The 22253-nt window shown below is 60.4% G+C and carries 24 protein-coding genes and 1 tRNA gene; 14 read left to right on the forward strand and 11 right to left on the reverse strand.

All coding sequences use genetic code 11. The annotated features are described in order from the left end of the window. Nucleotides 1-11: 11 nt before the first annotated feature. A complete protein-coding gene (locus V5N12_RS11440; RefSeq protein ID WP_332899299.1) occupies nucleotides 12-665 on the forward strand; it encodes a helix-turn-helix domain-containing protein in 654 nt (217 codons plus the stop codon). Here V5N12_RS11440 and V5N12_RS11445 read toward each other — a convergent pair whose 3' ends face one another. Then, the gene (locus tag V5N12_RS11445) at nucleotides 666-2645 is read right to left on the reverse strand and encodes an AMP-dependent synthetase/ligase (RefSeq protein WP_332899300.1); all 1980 of its coding nucleotides are present in this window, start codon (nucleotides 2643-2645) and stop codon (nucleotides 666-668) included. A gap of 297 nt (nucleotides 2646-2942) precedes the next feature. Between V5N12_RS11445 and V5N12_RS11450 the strand changes: the two genes are divergently transcribed. Continuing rightward, complete coding sequence (locus V5N12_RS11450) at nucleotides 2943-3089, forward strand: hypothetical protein (RefSeq protein ID WP_332899301.1); 147 nt, start codon at nucleotides 2943-2945, stop codon at nucleotides 3087-3089. Between the two features lie 205 nt (nucleotides 3090-3294). Here the strand turns inward: V5N12_RS11450 and V5N12_RS11455 are convergent. Together V5N12_RS11455 and V5N12_RS11460 are read right to left on the reverse strand one after the other, a co-directional pair. Beyond that, nucleotides 3295-3369 (reverse strand) — tRNA-Glu (locus V5N12_RS11455). A 151-nt stretch (nucleotides 3370-3520) separates the two neighbouring features. Then, nucleotides 3521-5488 carry a 3-hydroxyacyl-CoA dehydrogenase/enoyl-CoA hydratase family protein gene (locus tag V5N12_RS11460; RefSeq protein WP_332899302.1) on the reverse strand — a complete coding sequence of 656 codons (1968 nt, stop codon included), beginning with the start codon at nucleotides 5486-5488 and terminating at the stop codon, nucleotides 3521-3523. Nucleotides 5489-5644: 156 nt separating this feature from the next. On the opposite strand from V5N12_RS11460, the gene V5N12_RS11465 reads away from it, so the two are divergent. From V5N12_RS11465 to V5N12_RS11480, 4 genes are all read left to right on the forward strand, one after another. Then, complete coding sequence (locus V5N12_RS11465) at nucleotides 5645-6799, forward strand: acyl-CoA dehydrogenase family protein (protein ID WP_332900095.1); 1155 nt, start codon at nucleotides 5645-5647, stop codon at nucleotides 6797-6799. A gap of 313 nt (nucleotides 6800-7112) precedes the next feature. Next, complete coding sequence (gene cysE / locus V5N12_RS11470) at nucleotides 7113-7622, forward strand: serine O-acetyltransferase (protein ID WP_332899303.1); 510 nt, start codon at nucleotides 7113-7115, stop codon at nucleotides 7620-7622. 38 nt (nucleotides 7623-7660) lie between these two features. Next, complete coding sequence (locus tag V5N12_RS11475; protein WP_332899304.1) at nucleotides 7661-8227, forward strand: DNA-3-methyladenine glycosylase family protein; 567 nt, start codon at nucleotides 7661-7663, stop codon at nucleotides 8225-8227. A gap of 81 nt (nucleotides 8228-8308) precedes the next feature. Next, nucleotides 8309-8755 carry an NUDIX domain-containing protein gene (locus V5N12_RS11480; protein ID WP_332899305.1) on the forward strand — a complete coding sequence of 149 codons (447 nt, stop codon included), beginning with the start codon at nucleotides 8309-8311 and terminating at the stop codon, nucleotides 8753-8755. Here the strand turns inward: V5N12_RS11480 and V5N12_RS11485 are convergent, their stop codons facing one another. Then, on the reverse strand, nucleotides 8756-10105 hold the full coding sequence (locus V5N12_RS11485; protein ID WP_332899306.1) for a RimK family alpha-L-glutamate ligase: 1350 nt from the start codon (nucleotides 10103-10105) through the stop codon (nucleotides 8756-8758). It lies immediately after the preceding gene. A gap of 88 nt (nucleotides 10106-10193) precedes the next feature. On the opposite strand from V5N12_RS11485, the gene V5N12_RS11490 reads away from it, so the two are divergent. The 7 genes from V5N12_RS11490 to V5N12_RS11520 all read left to right on the forward strand — a co-directional run bounded on the left by V5N12_RS11490 (nucleotide 10194) and on the right by V5N12_RS11520 (nucleotide 16648). After that, nucleotides 10194-11237: a succinylglutamate desuccinylase/aspartoacylase family protein gene (locus tag V5N12_RS11490; protein ID WP_332899307.1), complete on the forward strand. Its 1044-nt coding sequence runs from the start codon at nucleotides 10194-10196 to the stop codon at nucleotides 11235-11237. Between the two features lie 79 nt (nucleotides 11238-11316). Further along, complete coding sequence (gene sdhC / locus V5N12_RS11495; RefSeq protein WP_332899308.1) at nucleotides 11317-11712, forward strand: succinate dehydrogenase, cytochrome b556 subunit; 396 nt, start codon at nucleotides 11317-11319, stop codon at nucleotides 11710-11712. 1 nt (nucleotide 11713) lies between these two features. Continuing rightward, on the forward strand, nucleotides 11714-12082 hold the full coding sequence (locus tag V5N12_RS11500; protein ID WP_332899309.1) for a succinate dehydrogenase hydrophobic membrane anchor subunit: 369 nt from the start codon (nucleotides 11714-11716) through the stop codon (nucleotides 12080-12082). A gap of 2 nt (nucleotides 12083-12084) precedes the next feature. Next, complete coding sequence (locus V5N12_RS11505) at nucleotides 12085-12954, forward strand: succinate dehydrogenase/fumarate reductase iron-sulfur subunit (RefSeq protein WP_332899310.1); 870 nt, start codon at nucleotides 12085-12087, stop codon at nucleotides 12952-12954. Nucleotide 12955: 1 nt separating this feature from the next. Further along, the gene (locus V5N12_RS11510; RefSeq protein WP_332899311.1) at nucleotides 12956-14785 is read left to right on the forward strand and encodes an FAD-binding protein; all 1830 of its coding nucleotides are present in this window, start codon (nucleotides 12956-12958) and stop codon (nucleotides 14783-14785) included. A 336-nt stretch (nucleotides 14786-15121) separates the two neighbouring features. Beyond that, the gene (gene glmU / locus V5N12_RS11515) at nucleotides 15122-16306 is read left to right on the forward strand and encodes a bifunctional sugar-1-phosphate nucleotidylyltransferase/acetyltransferase (protein ID WP_332899312.1); all 1185 of its coding nucleotides are present in this window, start codon (nucleotides 15122-15124) and stop codon (nucleotides 16304-16306) included. 153 nt (nucleotides 16307-16459) lie between these two features. Then, nucleotides 16460-16648, forward strand: coding sequence for a DUF7576 family protein (locus V5N12_RS11520; protein ID WP_332899313.1), 189 nt, complete (start codon nucleotides 16460-16462; stop codon nucleotides 16646-16648). 6 nt (nucleotides 16649-16654) lie between these two features. On the opposite strand, the gene V5N12_RS11525 is transcribed toward V5N12_RS11520, so the two are convergent. The 3 genes from V5N12_RS11525 to V5N12_RS11535 are packed head-to-tail and all read right to left on the reverse strand — an operon-like array spanning nucleotide 16655 to nucleotide 20046. Then, nucleotides 16655-17932 (reverse strand): DUF7405 family protein, encoded by a 1278-nt coding sequence (locus V5N12_RS11525; protein WP_332899314.1) that lies wholly within the window; start codon nucleotides 17930-17932, stop codon nucleotides 16655-16657. A 39-nt stretch (nucleotides 17933-17971) separates the two neighbouring features. Further along, on the reverse strand, nucleotides 17972-19354 hold the full coding sequence (locus V5N12_RS11530; RefSeq protein WP_332899315.1) for a hypothetical protein: 1383 nt from the start codon (nucleotides 19352-19354) through the stop codon (nucleotides 17972-17974). 44 nt (nucleotides 19355-19398) lie between these two features. Next, nucleotides 19399-20046 carry a hypothetical protein gene (locus tag V5N12_RS11535; RefSeq protein WP_332899316.1) on the reverse strand — a complete coding sequence of 216 codons (648 nt, stop codon included), beginning with the start codon at nucleotides 20044-20046 and terminating at the stop codon, nucleotides 19399-19401. A 104-nt stretch (nucleotides 20047-20150) separates the two neighbouring features. Here V5N12_RS11535 and V5N12_RS11540 point away from each other — a divergent pair, with 104 nt between their 5' ends. Further along, nucleotides 20151-20765: a metal-dependent hydrolase gene (locus V5N12_RS11540; protein WP_332899317.1), complete on the forward strand. Its 615-nt coding sequence runs from the start codon at nucleotides 20151-20153 to the stop codon at nucleotides 20763-20765. Here V5N12_RS11540 and V5N12_RS11545 read toward each other — a convergent pair whose 3' ends face one another. From V5N12_RS11545 to V5N12_RS11560, 4 genes are all read right to left on the reverse strand, one after another. Next, complete coding sequence (locus V5N12_RS11545; RefSeq protein ID WP_332899318.1) at nucleotides 20766-21284, reverse strand: DsrE family protein; 519 nt, start codon at nucleotides 21282-21284, stop codon at nucleotides 20766-20768. It lies immediately after the preceding gene. Nucleotides 21285-21298: 14 nt separating this feature from the next. Continuing rightward, nucleotides 21299-21580, reverse strand: a complete 282-nt coding sequence (locus tag V5N12_RS11550; protein ID WP_332900096.1) for a PadR family transcriptional regulator — start codon at nucleotides 21578-21580, stop codon at nucleotides 21299-21301. Nucleotides 21581-21666: 86 nt separating this feature from the next. Then, nucleotides 21667-22008, reverse strand: coding sequence for a DsrE family protein (locus tag V5N12_RS11555; RefSeq protein WP_332899319.1), 342 nt, complete (start codon nucleotides 22006-22008; stop codon nucleotides 21667-21669). 34 nt (nucleotides 22009-22042) lie between these two features. Next, nucleotides 22043-22237 (reverse strand): XapX domain-containing protein, encoded by a 195-nt coding sequence (locus V5N12_RS11560; RefSeq protein ID WP_332899320.1) that lies wholly within the window; start codon nucleotides 22235-22237, stop codon nucleotides 22043-22045. Nucleotides 22238-22253: the final 16 nt, after the last annotated feature.

A 22253-nucleotide genomic window follows, 5' to 3' on the forward strand; every position in this document is an offset into this window, starting at 1 on the left:
CGAGCCCCACAATGAGGTATTTCGATTTCACGCTGACCCCCGAAGACGGAGCCATCCATCCAGTCGATAAGGCAATCGCCCAACTGCCCGAGGTCACCCGTGATGCGCTGATGCACGTCGATTCGCTTGGCGATGGCACCGGCGTCCTTCTGTACCGTCTCACTGGCGACCCGGCACCTCTCATCGACCAACTCGCCGACGAAGCGGCGGTTTTGAACTACGAGCTGCTCGACACGAACGAGGACGAGTTCCACATCTACTTCCACGTCGTCCCCGGCGAGCCCGCAGGGACGTTGATGAAACTCGCCCAGAAGTACGCCCTCATCATCGACACGCCACTCGAATTCACGGGCAATGGCGGGCTGCGAACGACGGTGGTCGGCATCCACGACATGCTCAGACAGGCGCTCGAAGAGATACCTGACTCGATTCGGATTTCGATCGAACAGGTCGGGCGCTACAGTCCGGACGGACAGAACATCCTGTCTGCGCTCACCGACCGACAACTCGAAGTGTTCCAAACAGCGGTCGAGAAGGGCTACTACGAAATCCCACGACGCGCGACGCACAAAGATATCGCAGACGAGTTGGGCTGTGCGCCGAGTACGGTCGATGAACACCTGAGAAAAGCCGAGTCGCGCGTGCTCACGTCGTTGGTTCAGTGATTACGGGGACTTCGATTGCTTCATCTGCTCTTTGCCGTAGATACTGACGAGTTCATCCTCGTAGCGGTCGAGGATGTTGCGACGCTTCATCTTCATTGACGGGGTGAGCAGGTCGTTTTCTGCCGTCCACTCGACAGGGACGAGTTCGAACTGCTTGATTTGCTCAGACTTGCTGAACTGTGCGTTTTTCTCGTCGATGTCTGCTTGCACCCACTCTTTGACGCGCGGATGGTCACACAGTTCGGCTCTCGACTCGGGCAGGTCGATACCTTCGCGGGTTGCCCACGCGCGGAGGCTCTCGAAGTTCGGGACGACGAGCGCGGCGACGAACTTCTGGTCGTCGCCAAGGACCATGATTTGCTCGATGCGCGGACTCGTCGCAAACGCATCTTCGATTGGGCCGGGGGCGATGTTTTTCCCCGTCGAGAGCACGAACAGTTGTTTCAGTCGGTCGTGGTAGATGAGGTAGTCGTCCGGCCCTCGTTCGACGAGGTCCCCCGTACGGAACCAGCCGTCTTGGGTGAACGCAGCGGCGGTGGCTTCCGAGTTCATCCAGTAGCCAGACGAGACGTTCGGCCCCTTCACGAGGAGTTCCCCGATTTCCCCGCTCGCCTGCTCGCGTTGGTCGGCTGCGACGGCGGCCGTGTCGAACTTGATAGATACCTCCGTGAGTGGGATGCCGAGGGTGCCCGGGCGCGGGTCTTCAGGTGGGTTTACCGTCAACACGGGCGCGGTTTCTGTCAGACCGTAGCCTTCGAGGATGGGGAGTCCCATGCCGTTGAATAGTTCTGCAAGTTCCTTCGAGAGGCTGCCACCGCCGGAGATGAACATCTCGATGTTCCCCCCGAGTTGGTTTTTGACCGTCGAGAAGACGAGGCGGTCTGCGATGGCGTACTTGATGGAGAGCAGCGTGTCTGGGTTCTCCGCCTGATAATGCTCTCGGCCAATGTCGATAGCCCAGTTGAAGATGCGCTCTTTGATCGGTGACTCGCTCGCTTGCTCGCGCATCGAGTCGAAGATGCGTTCGTAAACGCGCGGGACGCTCGTCGCCGTTGTGGGGCGGACAATTGCAATGTCTTCACCCACGGTGTCAGAGCTTTCTGCGTAGGCAACAGTGCCTCCAGAGGCAAACATGACGAAATGACCTGCGGTTCGCTCAAAGACGTGCGCGAGCGGGAGAAATGAGAGGGCGGTCGTATCGGTGTCGATGGTCGGGACGGACGGGTCACGGTCTGGTCGCGGGCCGAACCGTCGGTGGATTTGGTTTACGTTCGCGCGGAAGTTGCCGTGGGTGAGGCGGACGCCCTTTGGCTTGCCAGTGGTGCCGGAGGTGTAGATGAGGCTTGCGAGGTCGTCGAGAGAGCGGTTTGCGAGCCACTCCTCGTAGGCGTCTAGGTCGAACGTCGCTTTGCCGCGGTCGTGAACCTCTGCGAGCGTGAAGATGTCCTCGCGGTCGTAGGAGGCGTCGAACTCGTCCATCACGACGATGAAGTCGAGTTTGAGGCCGTCTTCCACCTCAAGCACGCGGTCGAGCAGTTCTGCATTTTCGACAACCACGCCGCGAGCGCCGGGGTCTGAGAGCAGATACTCGACTTGTGCGGGGGCAGACTCGGTGTACACCGTCGTCACGACACACCCGGCGGCGAGGAGGGCGAAGTCAGTCTGTGCCCACTCCATGCGCGTGTTTGCGAAGATGCCGACGCGCGTGTCGTCTTCGACGCCGAGGTCGCGAAAGCCCGCGGCGAGGTTGTGGACGACGTCGCGCATCTCGGCGTAGGTGAGCGCGGCGTACTGCCCATCCGGTGCTTCTGGAAGGATGTCTGGCGTCAGCGAGCGGTTGTAGATGCCGCCTTTGTACAGCTGGGCGTCGTGGGCGGCGTTGCGTTCCGCGGTCGCCTCGAACAGCCGCGAGATTGTGTCATCACCGATTACCTCGTCGCTGTACTCCCGCTCTGCCGTGAGCCACTCGGCTGTCGTCATACTCCTGTCATTGAAGTCACGGATTGTAACTGCTTCCCCTTTTATTGACTGCTTTATTTATTCCACTGCACACCGAAATCTGGTCGCACACCAGTCACGGCAGGCGAATGCATGTCCGCCCGGCCCACCAGCAATTTCCGCGTGCCAACCGGCGGCAACCACCGGCAACCGTTGGTCGATACGGGCGCGAACCCGCCAGAAATAATGTGCATATTATCCGAACTGTCCTGTCCAATTTACTGAATCTACAATTAACAATGATTAAGTTTATCTACTGAGGCGTAGACTTTTCGGTTGATGACTGCACGACAGTACACCGACGGTGAAAACACCGGCGCGCCACTCGTTCCACTCGTTCAACAACCCCGCCGCATCAAGACTGATGGTGGGCAAAAAGACCAGCGCGCGTACTTAGAAGAGATGGTCTGGAGCCACTACATCTGACGGTTCTGCGACAGGGTGGGGAAACTAAATTTTTCTGATAGCAATGTTCGTGAGCAAGTGCTTCGCGTTTGCGAACCATGAGAGTCAGTAACTCACAACCGTTTGAACACGGTCGCAAACAAGTTGCTCCCTGCTCAAATCCCTTCCTCCGCATTCTGTACTCGCAACTACCTCGCTATCGCTCGATAGTTTGCTTCGAGAGAAATGCTCCGTCAGGGATTTGAACCCTGGTCATCGGCTCGAAAGGCCGAAATGATTGGCCGGACTACACCAACGGAGCTTACTTCGTTCCGTGTGACCACGGACCGCTTTCATTCGGTCAGACAGTGGAGCTCATCCACCTGCTGTCGACCGGTTTCCCCTGCTTCGTCAGGGTACATTACTGCGTTTTGCGGAGAAAAGTTTAAACGTTCCGTTCCGTCTCCGCTATGTTATTTGCCCGCAAACTCTGGGTCGCGCTTTTCCATAAACGCGGAGATACCCTCCATGAGGTCGTCAGTCGCCATCAAGTGACCAAACGCGTTCGATTCGAGGGCGAGACCGGCGTCGATGTTCTCCCAGCCACGGAGCATCGCTTCTTTCGTCATCGACTGTGAGATTGGCGGGCCACCGGCCAGCTTCGCGGCCAGTTCGTGAGCACGCTCCTCGAACTCGTCGTTCGGGACGACTTCGTTTAGCACGTTGTAATCGTACATCGTCTCCGCGTCGAAGCGCTCTGCGGTGAAGATAATCTCCTTTGCGCGGCTCATCCCGATAAGGCGCTGGAGACGCTGGGTGCCGCCCCAGCCCGGCAGGAGGCCGAGGCTGTGTTCTGGCAAGCCAAGCTCCGAGCGCTCTGAGGCGATGCGCAGGTCTGCGCACATCGAGAGTTCGAACCCGCCGCCGAGGGCGAAGCCGTCGATGGCTGCGAGCACGGGCATCGAACAGGATTCGAATTTGCCGAAGGTTTCCTGGCCTTTCTTCGAGAGGTCGATGGCGTCGAGTGGGTCTGCGCTCCCGGCCATCGAGGTGACGTCTGCACCGGCCGAGAAGGCGCGTCCGCCCTTACCAGTGATAAGGATTGCGCGGACCTCGTCGTCGTCTTCGAGGAGGTCGATTGCATTCGAGAGGTCGTCGAGCATCTCCTCGTTGACCGTGTTCATGCGTGCCTCGCGCGAGAGGATGATGTGACCGACCATGTCGCCGGGGTACTCGATTTCGATGGCCGAGAACTCGACTTCGTCGTCGTCGCCACCGGCGTAGAAGCCGCCAGCCTCTGCACTCTCGCGGAGGCCGTCAGAGACTTCGTAGCGTGCGGCGCCCGTTTCTTCGTGAAGGTCATCAAGGGTTTCGACGAGAACGGAGAGGCCGACTTCGTCTGCCATCTTCGCCGGGCCAGTTGGGTAGCCGCCGCCGAGCATCACAGCTTCGTCGATGTCCTTCGCCGGGGCGACGTCGTTGCCGACGAGGTTGCCGACTTCGTTCGCCATCACGGCGAGTAGGCGGTGTTCGACGTCTTCGCGGCCTTTGTCGGTCGGAATGGTCGCGCCGTCGCCATCTTCGTAGTCGTAGAAGCCTTTGCCGACCTTCTTGCCGTAGTGTTCTGCTTCGACCGTCTCCTTGAGCAGTGGGCACGGTGCGTAGGCCTCGCCGAGCACCTCGTGCATGTAGTCTAAGACGTGGTAGGTCACGTCGTTGCCGACCTGGTCACCGAGTTCGAACGCGCCCATCGGCAGACCGAGTTCGAACTTGACGGTCGAATCGACTTCTTCCATCGTCGCCGTCCCGTCTTCGACGACCCAGCACGCCTCGTTCATCAGCGGGACGAGGATGCGGTTGACGATGAAGCCGGGACTGTCCTTGCGCACGCGGACTGGTGTCTTACCGAAGGACTCTGCGAGTTCTTCTGTCAGGGCGAGGGTGTCTTCGCTCGTGTACGCGCCCGTGATGACTTCGACGAGCGCCATGCGGACGGGCGGGTTGAAAAAGTGCATCCCACAGAATCGCTCCGGACGGTCGGTGACTTCCGAGAGTTCGGTAATCGAAAGCGAGGAAGTGTTGGTTGCGAAGATGGCGTGGTCGGGAGCGTACTCCTCGACTTCTGCGTACACCTCTTTTTTAATGTCCATCTTCTCGGGGACGACTTCGATGACGAAGTCGGCGTTCGAAACGGCTTCTTCGACGTCAACGAGCGGCGTGATGCGGTCTAAGGCGTCGCTTGCTTCCTCATCAGAGAGCTGGTCTTTCTCTGCGAGTTTCTGGAGCGACCACTCGATGTTGTCGTAGCCGTTCTGGACGAACTCCTCTTTGATGTCGCGGAGGTTCACGTCGTAGCCAGCGAGGGCGGCCAGTTCTGCGATGCCGTGACCCATGTTCCCAGCACCGAGAACCGCGATCGTGTTGATGTCATCAAGTTCCATGGTGTATCTGGTCATACATCCACGGCACAGAGGTTTCAACGTTTTCCTTGTGCGATTTTGAAACGCGCGTTGAGTTTATCTACAGGCCTGAAAAACGCTAATTCAGTTTGAAATCGGTTACAAGGAATTAAGTATGCTATGGCCATTCACACCCCCATGGAGTTTGGCTTTACCGACGAGCAAAAACAGATCCGAGAAGAGATTCGGCGCTTTGCCGAAAACGAGGTGAAACCCGTCGCGACGGAGTACGACGTCGAAGAAAAATACCCCCACAAAATCATCGAGAAGGCAGGCGACATGGGCCTGCTCGGCGCGAACATCCCAATCGAGTACGGCGGCGCTGGCTACTCGACGCTCGAACTCGCCATCATCATTGAAGAACTGTTCGCCGCAGACCCCGGCATCGGCCTCTGTCTCACCTCCACCGGCTTCGGCGGCGAGGCCATCATGGAGTTTGGTACGGACGAACAGAAAGAGGAGTACCTTCCCGGCATCGCAAGCGGCGACGCCATCATGGGCGCGGCCATCTCCGAACCCGACACCGGCTCTGACGTGTCTTCTGTCTCCACGAAAGCCGAGAAAGACGGCGACGAGTGGGTGATTAACGGCAACAAGATGTGGATTACGAACGGATCTGTTGGGGATTTCTTCGTCGTCCTCTGTAAGACCGACCCCGAAGCCGAAGGCCGCTACAACGGCTTCTCGCAGATTATCGTCGAATCCGACCGCGACGGCTTCGAGGCTGACAAAATCACAGGGAAACTCGGTATCCGTGCGAGCGACACCGCAGAACTCATCTTCGACAACGTCCGCGTGCCAGAGGAGAACCTCGTTGGCACCCGCGGGATGGGTTTCCTCCAGCAGATGCAGTTCTTCGACGAGACCCGCACCGGCGTGGCCGCACAGGGCGTCGGCATCGCCAGAGGGGCCTCAGAGCGCGCGCTCGAATACGCCAAAGAACGCGAGCAGTTCGGTCGACCAATCGGGGACTTCCAAGCCATCCAGCACAAGCTCTCTGATATGTACACGCGCACCGAAGCCGCCCGCAACCTCACTTACAAGTCCGCGTGGTCGGTCGACAACGAAGACGGCCTGCTCACGAAACTCGCCTCGATGGCCAAGGAGTACTCCTCGCGCGTGGCCGTCGACGTCGCAAACGAAGCCGTCCAGATTCACGGCGGCGCAGGCTACGTCAACGACTTCGACGTCGAACGCTTCTACCGCGACGCGAAGATCACCCAGATTTACGAGGGAACCACGGAAATCCAGAAGAACATCATCGCTCGCGAACTGTTGGGTAAAGGCTTCTAACGAAACTTTTTGAGAGCGCGGCATAAAGCCGCGCTCGAAAAACTTTCATGAAAAAGGTTGCGAGCGCGTCCGCGCTCGCTTTTCTGCATAGTCACTCCTTCCGCAACCGCCCTGCACCGCGACGCGTTGGCCCATCCGAACTGCAAACCCTCTTTAAACCCCCCGTGTTACACGCAGGTAGCTATGGTCGTCACCACCCGTGACCTGCGACCGGTGTTGCCTGCTCACCAGCAGTCGCTCCCTGCTGGCTGTTGTTGCTGAACGACTCATTTCTACGCGCGTCGCAGCCGACCACTCTCTCCAACCCCAATCAATGTTCAGCAGACTCTACGAAGACATCCACACCGCAATCGAAAACGACCCGGCCGCAAAGAGCACCGCGGAGGCGCTCACCTACCCCGGCGTCCACGCACTGTTGTTTCACCGACTCGCACACGCACTGCACACCCGCGGGTTTCGCGTGACCGCACGAATCATCTCGCAGTTCGCCCGCTTTCTCACCGGCATCGAAATCCACCCCGGCGCGACCATCGGGCGGCGACTGTTCATCGACCACGGCATGGGCGTCGTCATCGGTGAAACCGCCGTAATCGGTGACGACGTGGTAATGTTCCACGGCGTGACGCTCGGCGGCACCTCCTCCAATCCGAAAAAGCGCCACCCGACCATCGGGAACGACGTGCTACTCGGCGCGAACGCGACGCTGCTCGGCCCCATCGAAGTCGGTGACGGCGCACAGGTCGGCGCGGGGGGCGTCGTCCTCTCTGACGTTGCACCCGGAACAACCGTCGTGGGCGTCCCCGCAGCGCCGGTGGAGGAATAGCGGAAACCGCTTTTTGTATTCGACTCCTTGCCTGCACTGTGACCGACGCATACGCGCATCTGCGAACCGACCCGACACTCGCCGCACTGATTGACGAACACGGTGAGATTCCCGTAGAGCGGGCGGACGACCCCTTTGCCCGACTCGTGACGGCGATTATCAACCAACAGCTCTCGGTACAGTCTGCTGCCGCCATCCGCGAGCGGCTGTTCGACCGCTACGAAATCACCCCAGACGGCATCCGCGCGGCCGACGAGGCGGGACTCCGTGAGTGTGGCCTGTCTAGTCAGAAGATCCGCTACGTCCGCAACATCGCCGCCCACTTCGAAGACGGCGTCTCCCACGACTACTTCGCGCCGATGAGCGACGAAGAAGTCATCGAGGATTTGACCGAAATCACCGGCGTCGGCGTCTGGACGGCGAAGATGTTCCTCATGTCCGTCCTCGCCCGCGAAGACGTGTTCCCGGTCGAAGATTTGGGAATCAGAAACGGGATGACCAAACTCTACGACCTTGAAGACGAACAGGCGATGGTCGAAAAGGCAGACGACTGGCGACCGTATCGCAGCTACGCGAGTCGGTACGTCTGGCGAGCCATCGACTGACGACGCCTGCGTATTTTGTGCCCACCGCTCATGTGCGAGCCATGAGGAACGGTTTTACGCGGGCCTTCCTTGAGGGCGTACATGTCCATCAGAACCGCCGCCCGCGCCGTCATTGTCGAGGATGGGCGGCTCCTCGTCACCGAAAATGAAAGCGACACCGACCGCTGGTATCTGACGCCCGGTGGCGGCCAGCACGCAGGTGAAACGCTCCACGAAACCCTCCGCCGTGAAGTGCGCGAAGAAGTCGGCATTGAGGTGTCAGTCGGGCCGTTGCTCGCCGTCCAAGAGTTCATTCCCGAAAACCACGGCCGACCGGACGGCCAACAGCAGACGAACTTTCTGTTCCGGTGTGAGCGCACCGGCGGCACGGTCGAATCTGTAAACGACGACGACCCGTACCAGATTGGCTGTACGTGGCTCCGCATCACCGACCTCGACACGGAGGCGTTCTTCCCGAAGGGACTCACGCCGCTGTTGAAAGCAGAAGAAATGGAGAAAATGCCGATCTATCTGGGCGAGACGCGGTAGTTACTCTTCTATATCCTGTTCTTCTTCCTCGTCTTCGGAGAAGTCCTCCTCTGCGAGGCGGCGCACGTCGACGTGGTAGTGCTTGAGGATGTCTCGACCGAGGAGCAGCGGGTAGTCCATGTGGCTGCGGTCTTCGATGCTCGCGGTAACGGTGTGTTGGGTGCCGCCAATCCCGACGACGAGGTCCACCACTGGGCGAGAACGTCCGGATTTCAGGCTGCCGGATTTGACGCGGACGATGTTCTTGATTGGGCCAGTCCCGATTTCGGCGGCGAGTTGGGCATCAATCGAGGTGCGCTTTGCGCCCGTGTCGGATTTGGCGAGGATGGTTTGGCTGCCACGCGTCCCCGAAACGAGCACTTCCTCGGTGTAGCCAACGACGAGCGGCTCGGATGGCGCTTTCTGGGCACGGCGCGGTTTGCAGGCTGGCACGGAGTCGTCGAGCGTCGCGGAGAGTTCGCGGACGCGTTCGCGGTCGACGTCGCCGCCCGCGGCCTCGATGGCGAGCTGTGCGATGTACGGCGCGGCGCTGCGGCCGGTCGCCTCGTACAGGCCTTTGAACCCGGCGGTTGGGTTGACTTCGAGGACGTACCAGCCGTCTTCGCCTTCGACGATGTCCACACCGGCGTAATCGAGGCCGATGATCTCCTTGGATTTGAGCGCCATTTCGCGCACCTCGTCGGGGAGGCCCTGACTCGCGTCTTCAACGTCGCCGCCGAGGGCGACGTTCGTCCGCCAGTCGTCCTCTGGCGCGTAGCGGTTCATCGCGCCGATGATCTCGTCACCGACGACGTAGACGCGCAGGTCGCGGTGGCGTTCGCCGTCGCGCTCGATGAGCTTCTGGAGGAACGCTTGGCGGGTGCCGACTTTCGGATTGACGGGGTCGTTCAGGTCGACGCGCCACGTCCCACCGCCGTGGGTGCCAATGGCCGTCTTGTACACGGCTTCCTCACCGAAGCGGTCGCGCCCGGCGTTCAGGTTGTCGCTCGACAGCGCGAGGAGGGCGTCAGGAACCGAGACACCGTTCGAGGAGAGCGCGGAGGCGGCGGCGAACTTGTGCATCGCCGTCATCGTCGCCATTGGGGTGTTGAGCATCGGTCGAAGCTTCTCGAAGGTCATGGCGAGGCCGAGGCGCTCTGCCGGTTGTTCGACGTTCGAGAGAAGCAGACGGTTTGCGATGATGTCCACGTCCGGTTTGAACGAAATTTCTCCGTTTATGATGTCAACTTGCGTGTTTTCATCACGCAGCCACTCAGTTTCGTAGCCAAGGTCGTCAACAGCGTTGAGAATTGCTTTTGTCTCTTTGCTGTTATGCGTACTCAAGACGCCTACAGTGATGTCGCCGGTCATTACCCACTCTTCTTCGTCCCCTTCAAAAGTAGTGTCGGTGTTCGTCTCACGGTGAATCCTTTTTATACTCCCCGGCCTGAGTCAAGATATGTCAAACGCGGCACCGCCGTTTACATTCGACGGCGGTCGGGTCGACCCCGGCGAGACGCGAAACTTTCGGTACACTGTGAGCGAGACCTATCTCGGAGACCCGGTACGCATTCCGGTAACAATTGTCAACGGTGAGCATCCCGGCCCGACGGCGTTCGTCGGGGCCGCCGCTCACGGTGATGAGTTAAACGGCATCGAAGTCGTCCGCGAGGTCGCCCACGAGTGGGACCACTCGAATCTCCACGGCACGATCGTCTGTATCCCGGTGATGAACGTCCCCGCGTTCATCGCCCAACAGCGTTATCTCCCCATCTACGACCGTGACCTGAATCGCTCGTTCCCGGGCAACGACTACGGCACGAGCGCGAAACGGATGGCCAATCGCATCTTCAAGAACTTCATCGAGCCGTGTGACTTCGCGCTCGACTTTCACACCTCGACGCGCGGGCGGACGAACATGCTCCACGTCCGTGGCGACATGAGCAACGACAAGGTATCTCGCCTGTCGCGGGCGTTCGCGTCGAACGTCATTCTCTCCGGGTCGGCACCAGACGGCTCGCTGCGCGGGGAAGCCACCCGCTACGGCGTGCCGTGTATCACCATCGAAATGGGCGAGGCCCACCGCTTCCAGCGCGAGCTCATCGACCGCGCGCTCGAAGGCGTCGAGAGCGTCTTTGCAGAGTACGGCATGCGCCCGACCAAATCCGTTCACTGGCCCGGTTGGCGGACGATTATCGAGGACACGAGCGAGAAGACGTGGCTGCGCGCGGACGCCGGCGGCCTCGTCGATATGCACTACGAGCGTGGCGCGCTCGTTTACGAAGGCGACCGCATCTGTAAGATTACGAATCCGTTCAAAACCGACACCTCGGAGATTGAAGCGCCGTTTACGGGTCTGCTCGTCGGCGTGCTCGAAAATCCGCTCGTGTACCCCGGTAATCCGATTTGCCACCTCGTGAAATTGGACGAAACCACCCAGCGCGCGCTCGAACGCGAGCAGACGGCAGCGATGAAGGCCGTCCACGAGAGCGAGCAGTCCTAACCACCGTTTTCACATCTCGCCCACTCCGCCGGGTTAGTAACTTCTATACACCCGTAGTCCCACGCTCCGAGTAGGTACCATGAGTCAGTCTTACAACCGTGGCCTCATCGAGGACTTCGGCCGCTGGCGGGAGTTCTCCGCCGGGATGTGGGCTTGGATTTTCCACAAGTTCACCGGCTGGGTTCTTATTGGCTATCTCTTCACGCACATTGCCGTGTTGAGCACTGCAACCGCCAGCGACCCCGCTTTGTACACCCAGACACTCCAGGGATTGGAGAGCCTGATGCTCGTCCGATTCCTTGAGGTTGGGTTGCTCGCGGTGGCCGTGTTCCACATCCTCAATGGCCTCAGATTGCTGTTCGTTGACATCGGCGTCGGTCTCGAAGCCGAGGACAAGAGTTTCTACGCATCGCTCATCCTGACCGGTGCAATCGTCGTCGCAAGCGTGCCGACGTTCATGCACGGGGTGTTCTAAGATGGCAGAACGATACTCCTCGTTCGAGTACGGTGGCACCCGCTGGCTGCTCCAGCGCCTGACGGCCGCCTTCCTCGTCGTCGTGCTTGCCTTCCACTTCATGCTTCTGCACTTTGCGAATCTCCCGTCTGAGATTACGATCGCTCAGACCGCCCAGCGGATGCAGCAACCGGGCTACTTCGTCACGATGGTGCTGTTCCTCGTGACGGCGACGTTCCACGGCGTGAATGGCGTCTACAACGCGCTCGTGAATCAGGGCCTGCAGGGCACCCAGAAAACTGTCGTGAAGTACGTCCTCATCGTCGCCGGACTCGCGCTGACCGCACAGGGCGTCCGCGTGGCAATTGCAATGACCGGGGTGAGTCTCTAACTATGAGCACGCAAATTCCCGAAACTGAATCCGAATCAGAAGAGCTAGCACAGTCCACCGAGCCAGAGCACCAACAGCGGCGCATGGCCGAGAAACGCGAACGACGGGCCGAACGCGAGGCAGAGGCGGAAGCCGACGCCGCCGCGTACGACGAGACCATCCACCTCAAGGTGTTCCGCTACGACCCGGAAGTCGAAGGCAAGAAAGAACCGCGCTTCGACGACTTCCACGTCCCGTTCAAACAGGGAATGACGGTGCTCGACGCGCTCATGCAGGCGCGCGACCTTTTCGACTCCAGTCTCACGTTCCGTCACTCGTGTCGTCAGGCCATCTGTGGCTCCGACGCGATGTTCGTAAACGGGAAACAGCGCCTCTGTTGTAAGACCCAAATTTCGGATCTTTCTGAACCGGTTCGCGTCGAACCGCTCCCCCACCAAGAGGTCGTCAAAGACCTCGTCGTGGACATGGAGCACTTCTACGACCAGATGGAGTCGGTCGAACCCTACTTCCAGACGAACGACCTGCCCGCTGGCGAAGAACAGCGCCAAACGCGCGAGAACCGCGAGAAGGTCAAGATGTCCACGCGCTGTATCTGGTGTGGCGCGTGTATGTCCTCGTGTAACATCGCCGCAGGCGACAACGAGTACCTCGGCCCGGCCGCGCTCAACAAGGCCTACCGCTTTGCGATGGACGAGCGCGAGGGCGAAGACATGAAACAGCATCGCCTCCAGATTATCGAACAAGAACACGGCGTCTGGCGCTGTCAGACCCAGTTCTCCTGTACGAACGTCTGTCCGAAAGACATCCCGCTCACCGAGCACATTCAGGAACTCAAGCGAGAAGCGGTCAAGAACAATCTGAAATTCTGGTAACATGCACGAACACGACGTAATTGTGGTCGGCGCAGGCGGCGCGGGGCTCCGCGCGGCCGTGGCGGCCCACGAAGAAGGTGCGGACGTGGCAATGGTCACGAAGCTCCACCCGGTTCGTAGTCACACGGGTGCTGCAGAAGGTGGCATCAACGCCGCCCTCCGCGAGGGCGACTCCTGGGAAAGCCACGCCTACGACACGATGAAGGGGTCTGACTTCCTCGGCGACGCCCCGGCAATCGAAACGCTCTGTCAGACCTCGCCCGACGAGGTCATCCAACTCGAACACTGGGGCATGCCGTTTTCCCGCGAGGAAGACGGGCGCGTCTCCCAGCGACCGTTCGGTGGGCTGTCGTTCCCACGGACGACGTACGCCGGTGCCGAAACCGGCCACCACCTGCTCCACACGATGTACGAGCAGGTCGTCAAACGGGGCATTACGGTGTACGACGAGTGGTACGTCTCCCGACTCGCGGTGACCGACCACGACGACCCCGAAGACCGCACGTGTCACGGTGTCGTCGCAATCGACATCCAGTCCGGTCGCGTCGAGGGCTTCAAAGCGAACAACGGCGTCATCATCGCAACCGGTGGCCCCGGACAGGCCTTTGACCACACGACCAACGCCGTCTCCTGTACCGGTGACGGTCCGGCGATGGCCTACCGCGCAGGCGTCCCGCTCGAGGACATGGAGTTCATCCAGTTCCACCCGACCACGCTGCCATCGACGGGGGTCCTCATCTCCGAAGGTGTCCGCGGTGAAGGCGGAATTCTCTACAACGCCAACGGTGAACGCCTCATGTTCGAGTACGGCTACGCGAACAACGACGGCGAACTCGCCAGCCGTGACGTGGTGGCGCGTGCTGAGTTGACGGAAGTCAACGAAGGCCGCGGCATCGAAGACGAGTACGTTCACCTCGACATGCGCCACCTCGGCGACGAGCGCATTATCGACCGCCTCGAAAACATCCTCCACCTCGCGGCTGACTTCGAGGGTGTAGACGGCCTCGAACGGCCAATGCCCGTCAAACCCGGTCAACACTACGCGATGGGCGGCATCGAGACCGACGAAAACGGCCAGACCTGTATCTCCGGCCTCTACGCCGCAGGCGAGTGTGCCTGTGTGAGCGTCCACGGCGCGAACCGCCTCGGCGGGAACGCCCTGCCAGAACTCATCGTGTACGGGGCCCGTGCTGGCCGCCACGCGGCCGGGAAAGACCTCGGCGAAGCGCAGATTCAGACCGGCCCGTCCGCCAAATCCGAAGATGGTGACATCGGGAGCCCGGTTCCGCTCGGTGCCGTTGACACGCCCGACGAAGACGTCGCCGCAGACGGTGCGGCCGTCGATGTCGAGACGGTCATCTCGAAGGCAGTCGAAGCCGAAAACGCCCGCATCGAGCGGCTGATGACCAAAGACGAGGGGCTTCAGCACGCAGAGATTCGCCACAAGCTCCAGAAGGCAATGACGCGCAACGTCAACGTCTTCCGCACCGAAGACGGCCTGAAGCAGGCGCTTCGAGACATCCGCGAGGCGCGCGAGGCCTACGAGGACGTGTACGTCGCAGACCCAAGTCGGACGTTCAACACCGACCTCATCCACACCATCGAGACGCAGAACCTCATCGACGTCGCAGAAACCATCACGGCCGGTGCGCTCGCCCGCACCGAGTTCCGTGGCGCACACTGGCGCGCAGAGCACCAAGAACGCAAAGACGACGAGTGGATCAAACACACGCTCATGGCGTGGAACGACGGCAGCCCGGAACTCTACTACAAGCCGGTCATCTTAGAAGGCGAAGAGAAGACCTACGAGCCGAAAGTGCGCTCCTACTGAGCGAATCATTTCTTTCTCAGTTTTCACCGAACGAGAGTGGCGACGCGACCACCAATACGACCGCTCCAACGTCCACTCCCATCGACGCAATCACCTACACGTCCACACGACCACGGCACAGTCCACGTTCGGTGCGGGGGCGGGGCGGGTGCGGGGCGGTCTGCTGAGGCGGGGCGGTTCAGAGTTGTCGGCTACCGCGGAGTCAATGTTATCGAATACGAGTTGGTGAGAAAACGACACACGATAACCCTCAACGAACTAAACACTCGATACGGCCTGTGAAACTGCCCCACGGTGGCCGATAGTTCTTTTGTGCAGTATCCAAACTCTCAGTCAATGCAAGCAGTCATTCTTGCCGCCGGAGAGGGGACGCGGATGCGACCGCTCACCACCTCCACCCCGAAACCGATGTTGCCGGTAGGCGACCGACCGCTCTCAGCACACACCGCAGACGCCGCCGTCGAGGCGGGTGCGGACGAGCTCATCTTCGTCGTCGGCTACGAGGCCGAAGCCGTCCGCGCGTACTATGGCGACGAGTACCGGGGTGTCCCGGTCAGTTTTGCGGTTCAAGAAGAACAAAACGGCACCGCAGACGCCGTTCGAGCAGCCCAAAAGCACATCGACGGCGACTTCACCGTCCTCAACGGCGACAACCTCTACGACAAGGAGGGCATCAAGAAACTCTTCTCAGAGGCTCCCGCAATCGCCGCCTTCCGCGTCCCAGAGCCGTCTAACTACGGCGTGCTCTCGACCGACGACGGCCGCGTGACCGAGATTGTTGAGAAACCAGAGAACCCACCGACTGACCTCGCAAACGCTGGGTCGTACGCGTTCCCCGCTGAAGCCCGTGACTGGCTCGATGACGTCGAACTCTCAGAGCGCGGCGAGTACGAGATTACGGACGTGGTCGCCCGTGTCATCGAGAGCTACGACGTGACGCCGGTCGAAGTCACGCGCTGGCTCGACGTGGGCCGCCCGTGGGAACTGCTCGAAGCAAACGAGTGGAAACTCGGCGAACTCGAACGAGACATCCGTGGCGAGGTTCACGAGGACGCAGACCTGCGCGGCGCTGTCGTCGTCGAGGAGGGCGCGGTCGTCGAACCCGGCGTCGTCGTCGAAGGGCCGGTGCTCATCAAATCCGGCGCGCACGTTGGGCCAAACGCATACATCCGCGGGGCGACGCTCATCAGCGAAAACTGCCACGTCGGCCAGAGCGTCGAAATCAAAAACAGCGTCGTGATGCACGACACGAACGTCCCGCACCTGAACTACCTCGGTGACAGCCTGCTTGCACCGGACGTGAACCTCGGGGCGGGCACGAAGGTCGCGAACCTCCGCCACGACGACGCGGACGTGAAGATGACAGTCAAAGGCGAGCGCACCTCGACGGGGCGTCGCAAGTTCGGCATCGTCGCCGGAGACGGCGCGAAAACCGCCATCAACACGAGTCTCAACGCCGGTGTCGTCCTCTCGCCGGGGGCAACGACCACGCCCGGCGAGTCCGTACTCCGCGACCGCTGAATCTGTCTGTCCACCGCCACCGTTCTCCGCCGCTTTTTCTGATTCACGCAACCATGACAGTGCAGAACAATCATGGATGATAATCGAAGAATCGACAGACAGCACTGCCGTAACGGGTGCTTCTAAGTAGTCGTGCTACGATGACTCACTCATATGGTTGACCCAACATCAGACCTCGGTGAGGACGTGACCGAGGAAACCGCCCCACGGTGTGCGACCTGTGGGACAAGTATCATGAACGATCCAGACCACCGGGTGCTCACGTGGATCGAAGACAGCGAGGTCCAGTCTCGCCACTTCTGCAACGACCGGTGTCGTGAGAAGTGGGACCCAGAACAATAGGCGCGCTCAGGGCGCTGGGGTGGGCAGCGCACGGTGGGCGCGCGGTGGGAGCAAGTAGTTCGCGCGGTGTTTGACGAACATATATTCGAGGATGCCGTTGTTCACTTTCTGTTTGATAGCGGGGCTTTCTTTGACCTGCTTTTCGCCGTTCATCGCCTCTCTCGTCTTCTCGAAGTCACCGATTCCTCGGTGGAGCGAGACGAAGTGGACGCCAGCCTCGCCACCATCGGTCGAATCAAAGTCGCGGCGAAGAATGATTGGCTTGCCGTTCTCGCGGACGCTTGCCATCTTCTGTGAGTGGCCAATGCGGCCGTACGTGCGGGCGTCTTCGTCGATGCGGTCTGCACACTCGCCGTCGACCTGCGAGTCCGTCCCGAGGTTGTGGCCCGCGCCTTCGACGAGGCCCTCTTCTGCGTGGAACGGACAGAACATCTCTGCGACGCGCTCTTCTCGATTCTGTTCGACGTACCAGTCGTCGAGGCGCAGCCGGATGCGCGAGACGTGCTGGGTCGTCCCACCGGCAAACGGCCCGTCTTGAATCGTCACGCGGTCTTCTGTGGCCTGATTGTCTGAAAATCCGGACATGAAGCCCATGAACAGCGGTGAGTCTTCGGGAACCGGGTCGCCGTCTGGAATCCCGTCTACGTCCTGATTCGCGGCTGGGATGCCTTCGCCAACGAAGCCGGTGCGTCGCTCGGCTTTTTCGAAAGTCCCCTCGAAGCTTGCGGCCATCTCGTGGCCGTTCAGCGTGTCCTGTTTGCCCATTATCGCCTCTTCTGCGGCGAGGACGACGTGGCCGTAGTCGCTTGCGAGGTGGATGATGGCGTCGTAGTCTTCGAGTTCCGGTTCCTCGAACGACGACAGCGCCTTCGGGTGTGGGAGGTCGACCGAGTCGGGGAGGGACTCGTCGAAGCGGTCGAAGTACGCAGGCGAGTAGCTCATCGTGAACAGAAGGCCGTTGTGGCTCCGTTCGTAGGCGTGTTCGAGGCTCTGGAGGGTTTTTTCGACGGTTTCACGCTCGTCTGGGGTCGGCGTGTCGCCCGTGTAGTTAAAGGGGAGGAGGAGGTGGTGTTTCGGGGCCATGACATTGCCCACGTCACTGGTCATGAGCGAATCGTTCCACGCGTGCTGGCGGGTTGGATACGACGAGAGGTCATCGGGACCACTTGGCACGTCGGGGTTCCCTTCGCGGTCGAGGCAGGCTGATACTGCGGCGGCACCGCCAATTGCGACGGCGCTTTTTACGAACGCTCGACGCGATATGCCACGGGTTTTGCGGGCCATCTCGATACGGTTGGGAACGCGCAGAAAAATGTGTTCTGCTTAGCCCGTTACGACGGGGCGCGAGATAATCCAGAGCGAGAGCATGGTGTAGCCAACCATCAGCGCGACGAGCGGAACGTGCGCTCGCTGGGCCAGCGTCGGCGTCTCGTAACGGCGAATCGCAACGCCGTGGGCGGCGACGACGGCGACGACGTGGCCCACAACGATGAGCAGCACTTGCGACCCCCAGAAGATGGGGAGTGACAGCCAGTCAGTAAGCGAGATGGCGGGTGCAGGCCCAGCCGTGACTCCGGCGAGGGTGAGTGCGACGAACTGGCCCGTGTTGTCGAGGACAAACGGGTAGACGTGGGCGAGTTCGTACGCCACCGCAATCGGGAGAATGGTCGGGGCAAACACGAGGGCGGCGGCGCGCCACTCATTGCGGCTACCTGCCCGCGTGATGAGTATCACGATGAGCGCGTAGCTTGCGAGAAAGCCGAGAAAGCCAGCCACGAACAGGAGGATGTTGACGGCTCCACCGAGGTTGAGAGCCCCCCGAAGCCCGGTCGAGAGCGACTGGAACTCCGGCGTGCTCGTAAAGCCGTCGAAGCTAACGGTGTACACCGTGGCGATGATGAATGCCGCGATGCTCAGGTCGCCCGCCGCGTCGAGGCAGCCAGCCCACGGGCGACGGCTGTCGATGTGGATTTCGCCGGTCTCTGTGCGCGAACATCGAACCGGTGAAACCCGGCCAAACAAGCGGTAGAGAACGGCGAAGAAGTCCGCGCGCTCGAACCAGGTGTCACCGAAATAGACCCCACCGAGCACCATCACCAACGTGTAGCCGAGGACGAACGTGGCCGTCGCCTGCGGGTCTCGTGGAATCGGCGTCAGATTCTCGAAGATGCCGACGACGAGCAAGAATCCCACGACTGCGGGCCAATGGGCGAGTCGCGCTGGATACCTCGCGAGACGAAGGTCGCTCCCTTCGAGGCGGGAGAGTCCTCGATAGAGCGTGCGCCACGGCGAGAGCACGCGCCACGGACTTCCGACGAGCACCGAGACGATGGCGACGCCTTTGAGCCAGACCCACCAGCTAAAGACCGTCGCGGGATTCTCTGCCCCGGCTTGCTTTCCAAAGAGCCCCCAGAACACGGCGAGCACGACGAGGGCGAAAAAACCGACTCGACCAGCCAGTGTGAGGCTGCGGGAAAGCTTCGCCGAGAGCGTCGTGAGACGGGTTGGCGAGGCTGCCGTTGGCTGGTGGGCTGAGATACCAAGCCAGACAGCCGTGACTGCCACGGTGACGCCCGCGCCGGCAAACAGGAGTGTGAGCGGAAGCGGTGCTTCGAAACGCGACCCGCCAACTTCGTGCGCACTCACGACGCCGCTCGTAAGGAGGACAAAGAGGGTGGAGAGCAGCGCGCGCCGAAGGCGGGACATATGCTCTGTTCACCGGTTCGAACCAAAGAAGGTAGCGAATCAACTCATCTCCGGCTCACGTCGCGCACACGAGCGCGGGCAGCCGCGACGGTGTCCGCGAAATCTGCGAGCGTGCGGGTGCCAAAAATGGCGACGAGTGTCGCGCCAACGAGGTCGAACAGGAGGTCGACGATGGTGTCTTCGAGGCTGTACTGAATGAGCAGCGGGCCAAAGCCGTAGCTGTCTGCAAGGCTGTGCATCGTAAATTCGAGCACTTCCCAGAAGACGCCAAAGCCGAGCGTGAACACCAGAATATAGACGAACAAGAACGGCTGTGGGAATGAAACAACGTCGTGGTGTTTGTCGAAGACGCGAGCGGTTGTGTAGCCAACCCCCGCGACAATCGTCGCAGAGAGCGTGTGGGTGACGTGGTCCCACCACCAGACGGTAGAGTAGAGCCCGACCATCCCAACGGCGTGGAGGAGGACGGCGAGCGTAATCCACAGCGTGAGCGCTGGGTGCAGCGGAATTCGGTAGTCGCGTTCGAGGAGCGCGGGAAGGAACGTAATCGCAAGCGCGATGAGCGCGTTGACGATGATGCTGACGTTCCGGTTGACCACGCCAACGACGAACACAACGACAATGGCGAGTTGCATGAGGTGGCCAACCTGCCGTTGCTGGCGCGGAGATACGTGCAACTGTGCAATCGTCATCACTGTATTATACGCGGGGGAGGGGTAAAATCACCCACATAGTGCTACATGGTGACATATCGACAGCATACCTATATACGCTGGGTGGCCTACAAAACTTGCAAATGATGGCAACGACCCACGCGCTTGTGGGCGCGATGGTGGCCGCTGTCACGCTGTTTCTCGCACCTGAGTACACACCAGTTGCAGTCACGGCGGGCATCGCTGGTGGTGTGTTCCCGGACTTAGACCTGTACTGGGGACACAGACAGACCCTGCATTACCCGGTGTACTTCTCGATTGCGGCAGTCGGTGCCACAATCGGTGCCGCGTATGCGCCTTCGATATGGACGGTTGCACTCGCGTTCTTCCTGCTCGCCGCCGCACTCCACTCGGTGATGGACATCTTCGGTGGCGGCCTCGAACTCAAGCCGTGGCAAGGCGGCTCGGACCGCGCGGTGTACAACCACTTCCACGGCGTGTGGCTGGTTCCGCGGCGGTGGGTTCGCTACGATGGTGCGCCAGAAGACCTGCTCCTCGCAGGCGTGATGGGCCTCCCAGCGCTCTGGCTCTACGACGGTGTCATAGACCACGTCATCCTCGGCGCACTCGTCGTCTCGATTGGCTACGCGCTCGTGAGAAAACAGATGGTGTATCTGGCAGAGCGCCTCATCCCGCAGGTGCCAGACCAGTACTTAGACCGCGTCCCAGAGCGATTTATTCGGGACTTTTCGCGGTAGTTAGGCGACCTTGATGTAGGCGTAGCCCATCGCTTGCAGTCGGGTGAACTCGCCAACCCCGGAAGGCACGATTTTGACACCCTCTAAGAGATCGTCTTCTGCGATACCGATGGCGTCCATCGAGTTCTGACACGCACAAAACGTGACGTTCTGCTCGGTTCTGAGCTGTGAGATACGGTCTGGATAGTCAGAACCCTCGCTCGTGAGGGAGTTGACGGCGTGGCTGTTCGCCACGAGGACGATGTCGTCTACATCAACGGTCTCGTCAGCCCGAAGGTTTGCAAGGTTGTTGAGGGCTTTTCGCTCGTTCTCTGCGCCATCGCTCTGGAGGTGGAAGACGGTGCTCATGTCAAGGGGTTCTTCGGTCTCGGTTGTCTCTGTGGCTTCGGCTGTCTGCTGATCGGTGGTCGCGTCAGTCGTCTCGCTGTCTGTGGGTTCATCGGTAGCTGACTCTCCACTGCTGGTACAGCCTGCGAGAAACAGCACGCCTGCCGCGGTTACAAAGTGTCTGCGTTCCATTCGGGGGTGAGTGCTTACTCAGAAGGGTTTACGTACTGCGCTTTCCACTGCTCGCGCTCTTCGAACGCACGTCGGCCCTTCTCGCTCAGATCATAGTAGTTCGTCCGGCGGTCGAGTTCGCCCTTCTCTACGAAGCCCTTGTCGACGAGGGTGTCGAGGTTCGGGTAGAGCCGTCCGTGGTGAATCTCCTTTTCGTAGTAGGCTTCTACCTCTTCTTTGATGGCGAGGCCGTGGGGTTTGTCGTGACCGCTGATGACGTACAGGAGGTCTCGCTGGAATCCCGTCAAGTCGTTCATTGGCATAGAAATATGTCTCCGAGCTATCCACATTATTATGTGCCGTCTAAGAGATTCTTTCTCGATGTCTAAGGTGTCTATCGGTTTCACGGCGTCTTTATATAGGCGTAGCCAGCCGCCTGCAATCGCGTGAGTTCGCCGCCGCCAGAGGGAACCACCTCGGCGGCCGGGTGGAGGGCTTTTGCAGTCAGTGCGCGACTCTTGAGCGAGTTCGAACAGACGCGAAACGAGACGCCGCGTTCGTGAAGGGCGGTGATTCGGGCGGCGTGGGTTCCGCCGTCTCTGAGAAGAAAGACCCCGTCGCCGTTGGTGACGAGGACGACTGCCGTATCCGGGACGGTGGTGTCTGCGAGTATGTTTTCGATGTTCGAAAGGACGGTTCCATACGCGGCTTCGCCACCGACGGAGAAATGAAATGCCGTGTTCATACCTCCTCTCACGTCGGCTGGCGGCTTTGCTGTTTCAGAGGCCAAGCGCAGCGAGCAAGTCGAACCCGACGTCGACCTGTTCGATGAGCTTAAAGCCGAGATAGATGCCGAGGATGCCCGCAATTCCGGCGAGGTTCGGTGGGGCGGGGATTGGAATCTGTAAAAAGCTAAACAGCGCACCGGTCGCAAAGCCGGTTGCGAGTGCAAGCATGACGATTACGGTGTCCATATCTGTCGTCTGTGGC

The organism is Haladaptatus sp. CMSO5, assembly GCF_036689885.1.
In the GTDB taxonomy this organism is placed as follows: Archaea; Halobacteriota; Halobacteria; order Halobacteriales; family Halococcaceae; genus QDMS2.

Bases quoted from the DNA above. Each gene is read 5' to 3' on its own strand.
- sdhC (WP_332899308.1), top strand. From the start codon at position 11,317: ATGAGTCAGTCTTACAACCGTGGCCTCATCGAGGACTTCGGCCGCTGG.
- V5N12_RS11505 (WP_332899310.1), top strand. From the start codon at position 12,085: ATGAGCACGCAAATTCCCGAAACTGAATCCGAATCAGAAGAGCTAGCA.
- V5N12_RS11535 (WP_332899316.1), bottom strand. From the start codon at position 20,046: ATGACGATTGCACAGTTGCACGTATCTCCGCGCCAGCAACGGCAGGTT.
- V5N12_RS11445 (WP_332899300.1), bottom strand. From the start codon at position 2,645: ATGACGACAGCCGAGTGGCTCACGGCAGAGCGGGAGTACAGCGACGAG.
- V5N12_RS11465 (WP_332900095.1), top strand. From the start codon at position 5,645: ATGGAGTTTGGCTTTACCGACGAGCAAAAACAGATCCGAGAAGAGATT.
- V5N12_RS11560 (WP_332899320.1), bottom strand. From the start codon at position 22,237: ATGGACACCGTAATCGTCATGCTTGCACTCGCAACCGGCTTTGCGACC.
- V5N12_RS11500 (WP_332899309.1), top strand. From the start codon at position 11,714: ATGGCAGAACGATACTCCTCGTTCGAGTACGGTGGCACCCGCTGGCTG.
- V5N12_RS11540 (WP_332899317.1), top strand. From the start codon at position 20,151: ATGATGGCAACGACCCACGCGCTTGTGGGCGCGATGGTGGCCGCTGTC.
- cysE (WP_332899303.1), top strand. From the start codon at position 7,113: ATGTTCAGCAGACTCTACGAAGACATCCACACCGCAATCGAAAACGAC.
- V5N12_RS11545 (WP_332899318.1), bottom strand. From the start codon at position 21,284: ATGGAACGCAGACACTTTGTAACCGCGGCAGGCGTGCTGTTTCTCGCA.
- V5N12_RS11485 (WP_332899306.1), bottom strand. From the start codon at position 10,105: ATGACCGGCGACATCACTGTAGGCGTCTTGAGTACGCATAACAGCAAA.
- V5N12_RS11530 (WP_332899315.1), bottom strand. From the start codon at position 19,354: ATGTCCCGCCTTCGGCGCGCGCTGCTCTCCACCCTCTTTGTCCTCCTT.
- V5N12_RS11520 (WP_332899313.1), top strand. From the start codon at position 16,460: ATGGTTGACCCAACATCAGACCTCGGTGAGGACGTGACCGAGGAAACC.
- V5N12_RS11440 (WP_332899299.1), top strand. From the start codon at position 12: ATGAGGTATTTCGATTTCACGCTGACCCCCGAAGACGGAGCCATCCAT.
- V5N12_RS11510 (WP_332899311.1), top strand. From the start codon at position 12,956: ATGCACGAACACGACGTAATTGTGGTCGGCGCAGGCGGCGCGGGGCTC.
- V5N12_RS11525 (WP_332899314.1), bottom strand. From the start codon at position 17,932: ATGGCCCGCAAAACCCGTGGCATATCGCGTCGAGCGTTCGTAAAAAGC.
- V5N12_RS11555 (WP_332899319.1), bottom strand. From the start codon at position 22,008: ATGAACACGGCATTTCATTTCTCCGTCGGTGGCGAAGCCGCGTATGGA.
- V5N12_RS11480 (WP_332899305.1), top strand. From the start codon at position 8,309: ATGTCCATCAGAACCGCCGCCCGCGCCGTCATTGTCGAGGATGGGCGG.
- glmU (WP_332899312.1), top strand. From the start codon at position 15,122: ATGCAAGCAGTCATTCTTGCCGCCGGAGAGGGGACGCGGATGCGACCG.
- V5N12_RS11490 (WP_332899307.1), top strand. From the start codon at position 10,194: ATGTCAAACGCGGCACCGCCGTTTACATTCGACGGCGGTCGGGTCGAC.
- V5N12_RS11550 (WP_332900096.1), bottom strand. From the start codon at position 21,580: ATGAACGACTTGACGGGATTCCAGCGAGACCTCCTGTACGTCATCAGC.
- V5N12_RS11450 (WP_332899301.1), top strand. From the start codon at position 2,943: ATGACTGCACGACAGTACACCGACGGTGAAAACACCGGCGCGCCACTC.
- V5N12_RS11460 (WP_332899302.1), bottom strand. From the start codon at position 5,488: ATGGAACTTGATGACATCAACACGATCGCGGTTCTCGGTGCTGGGAAC.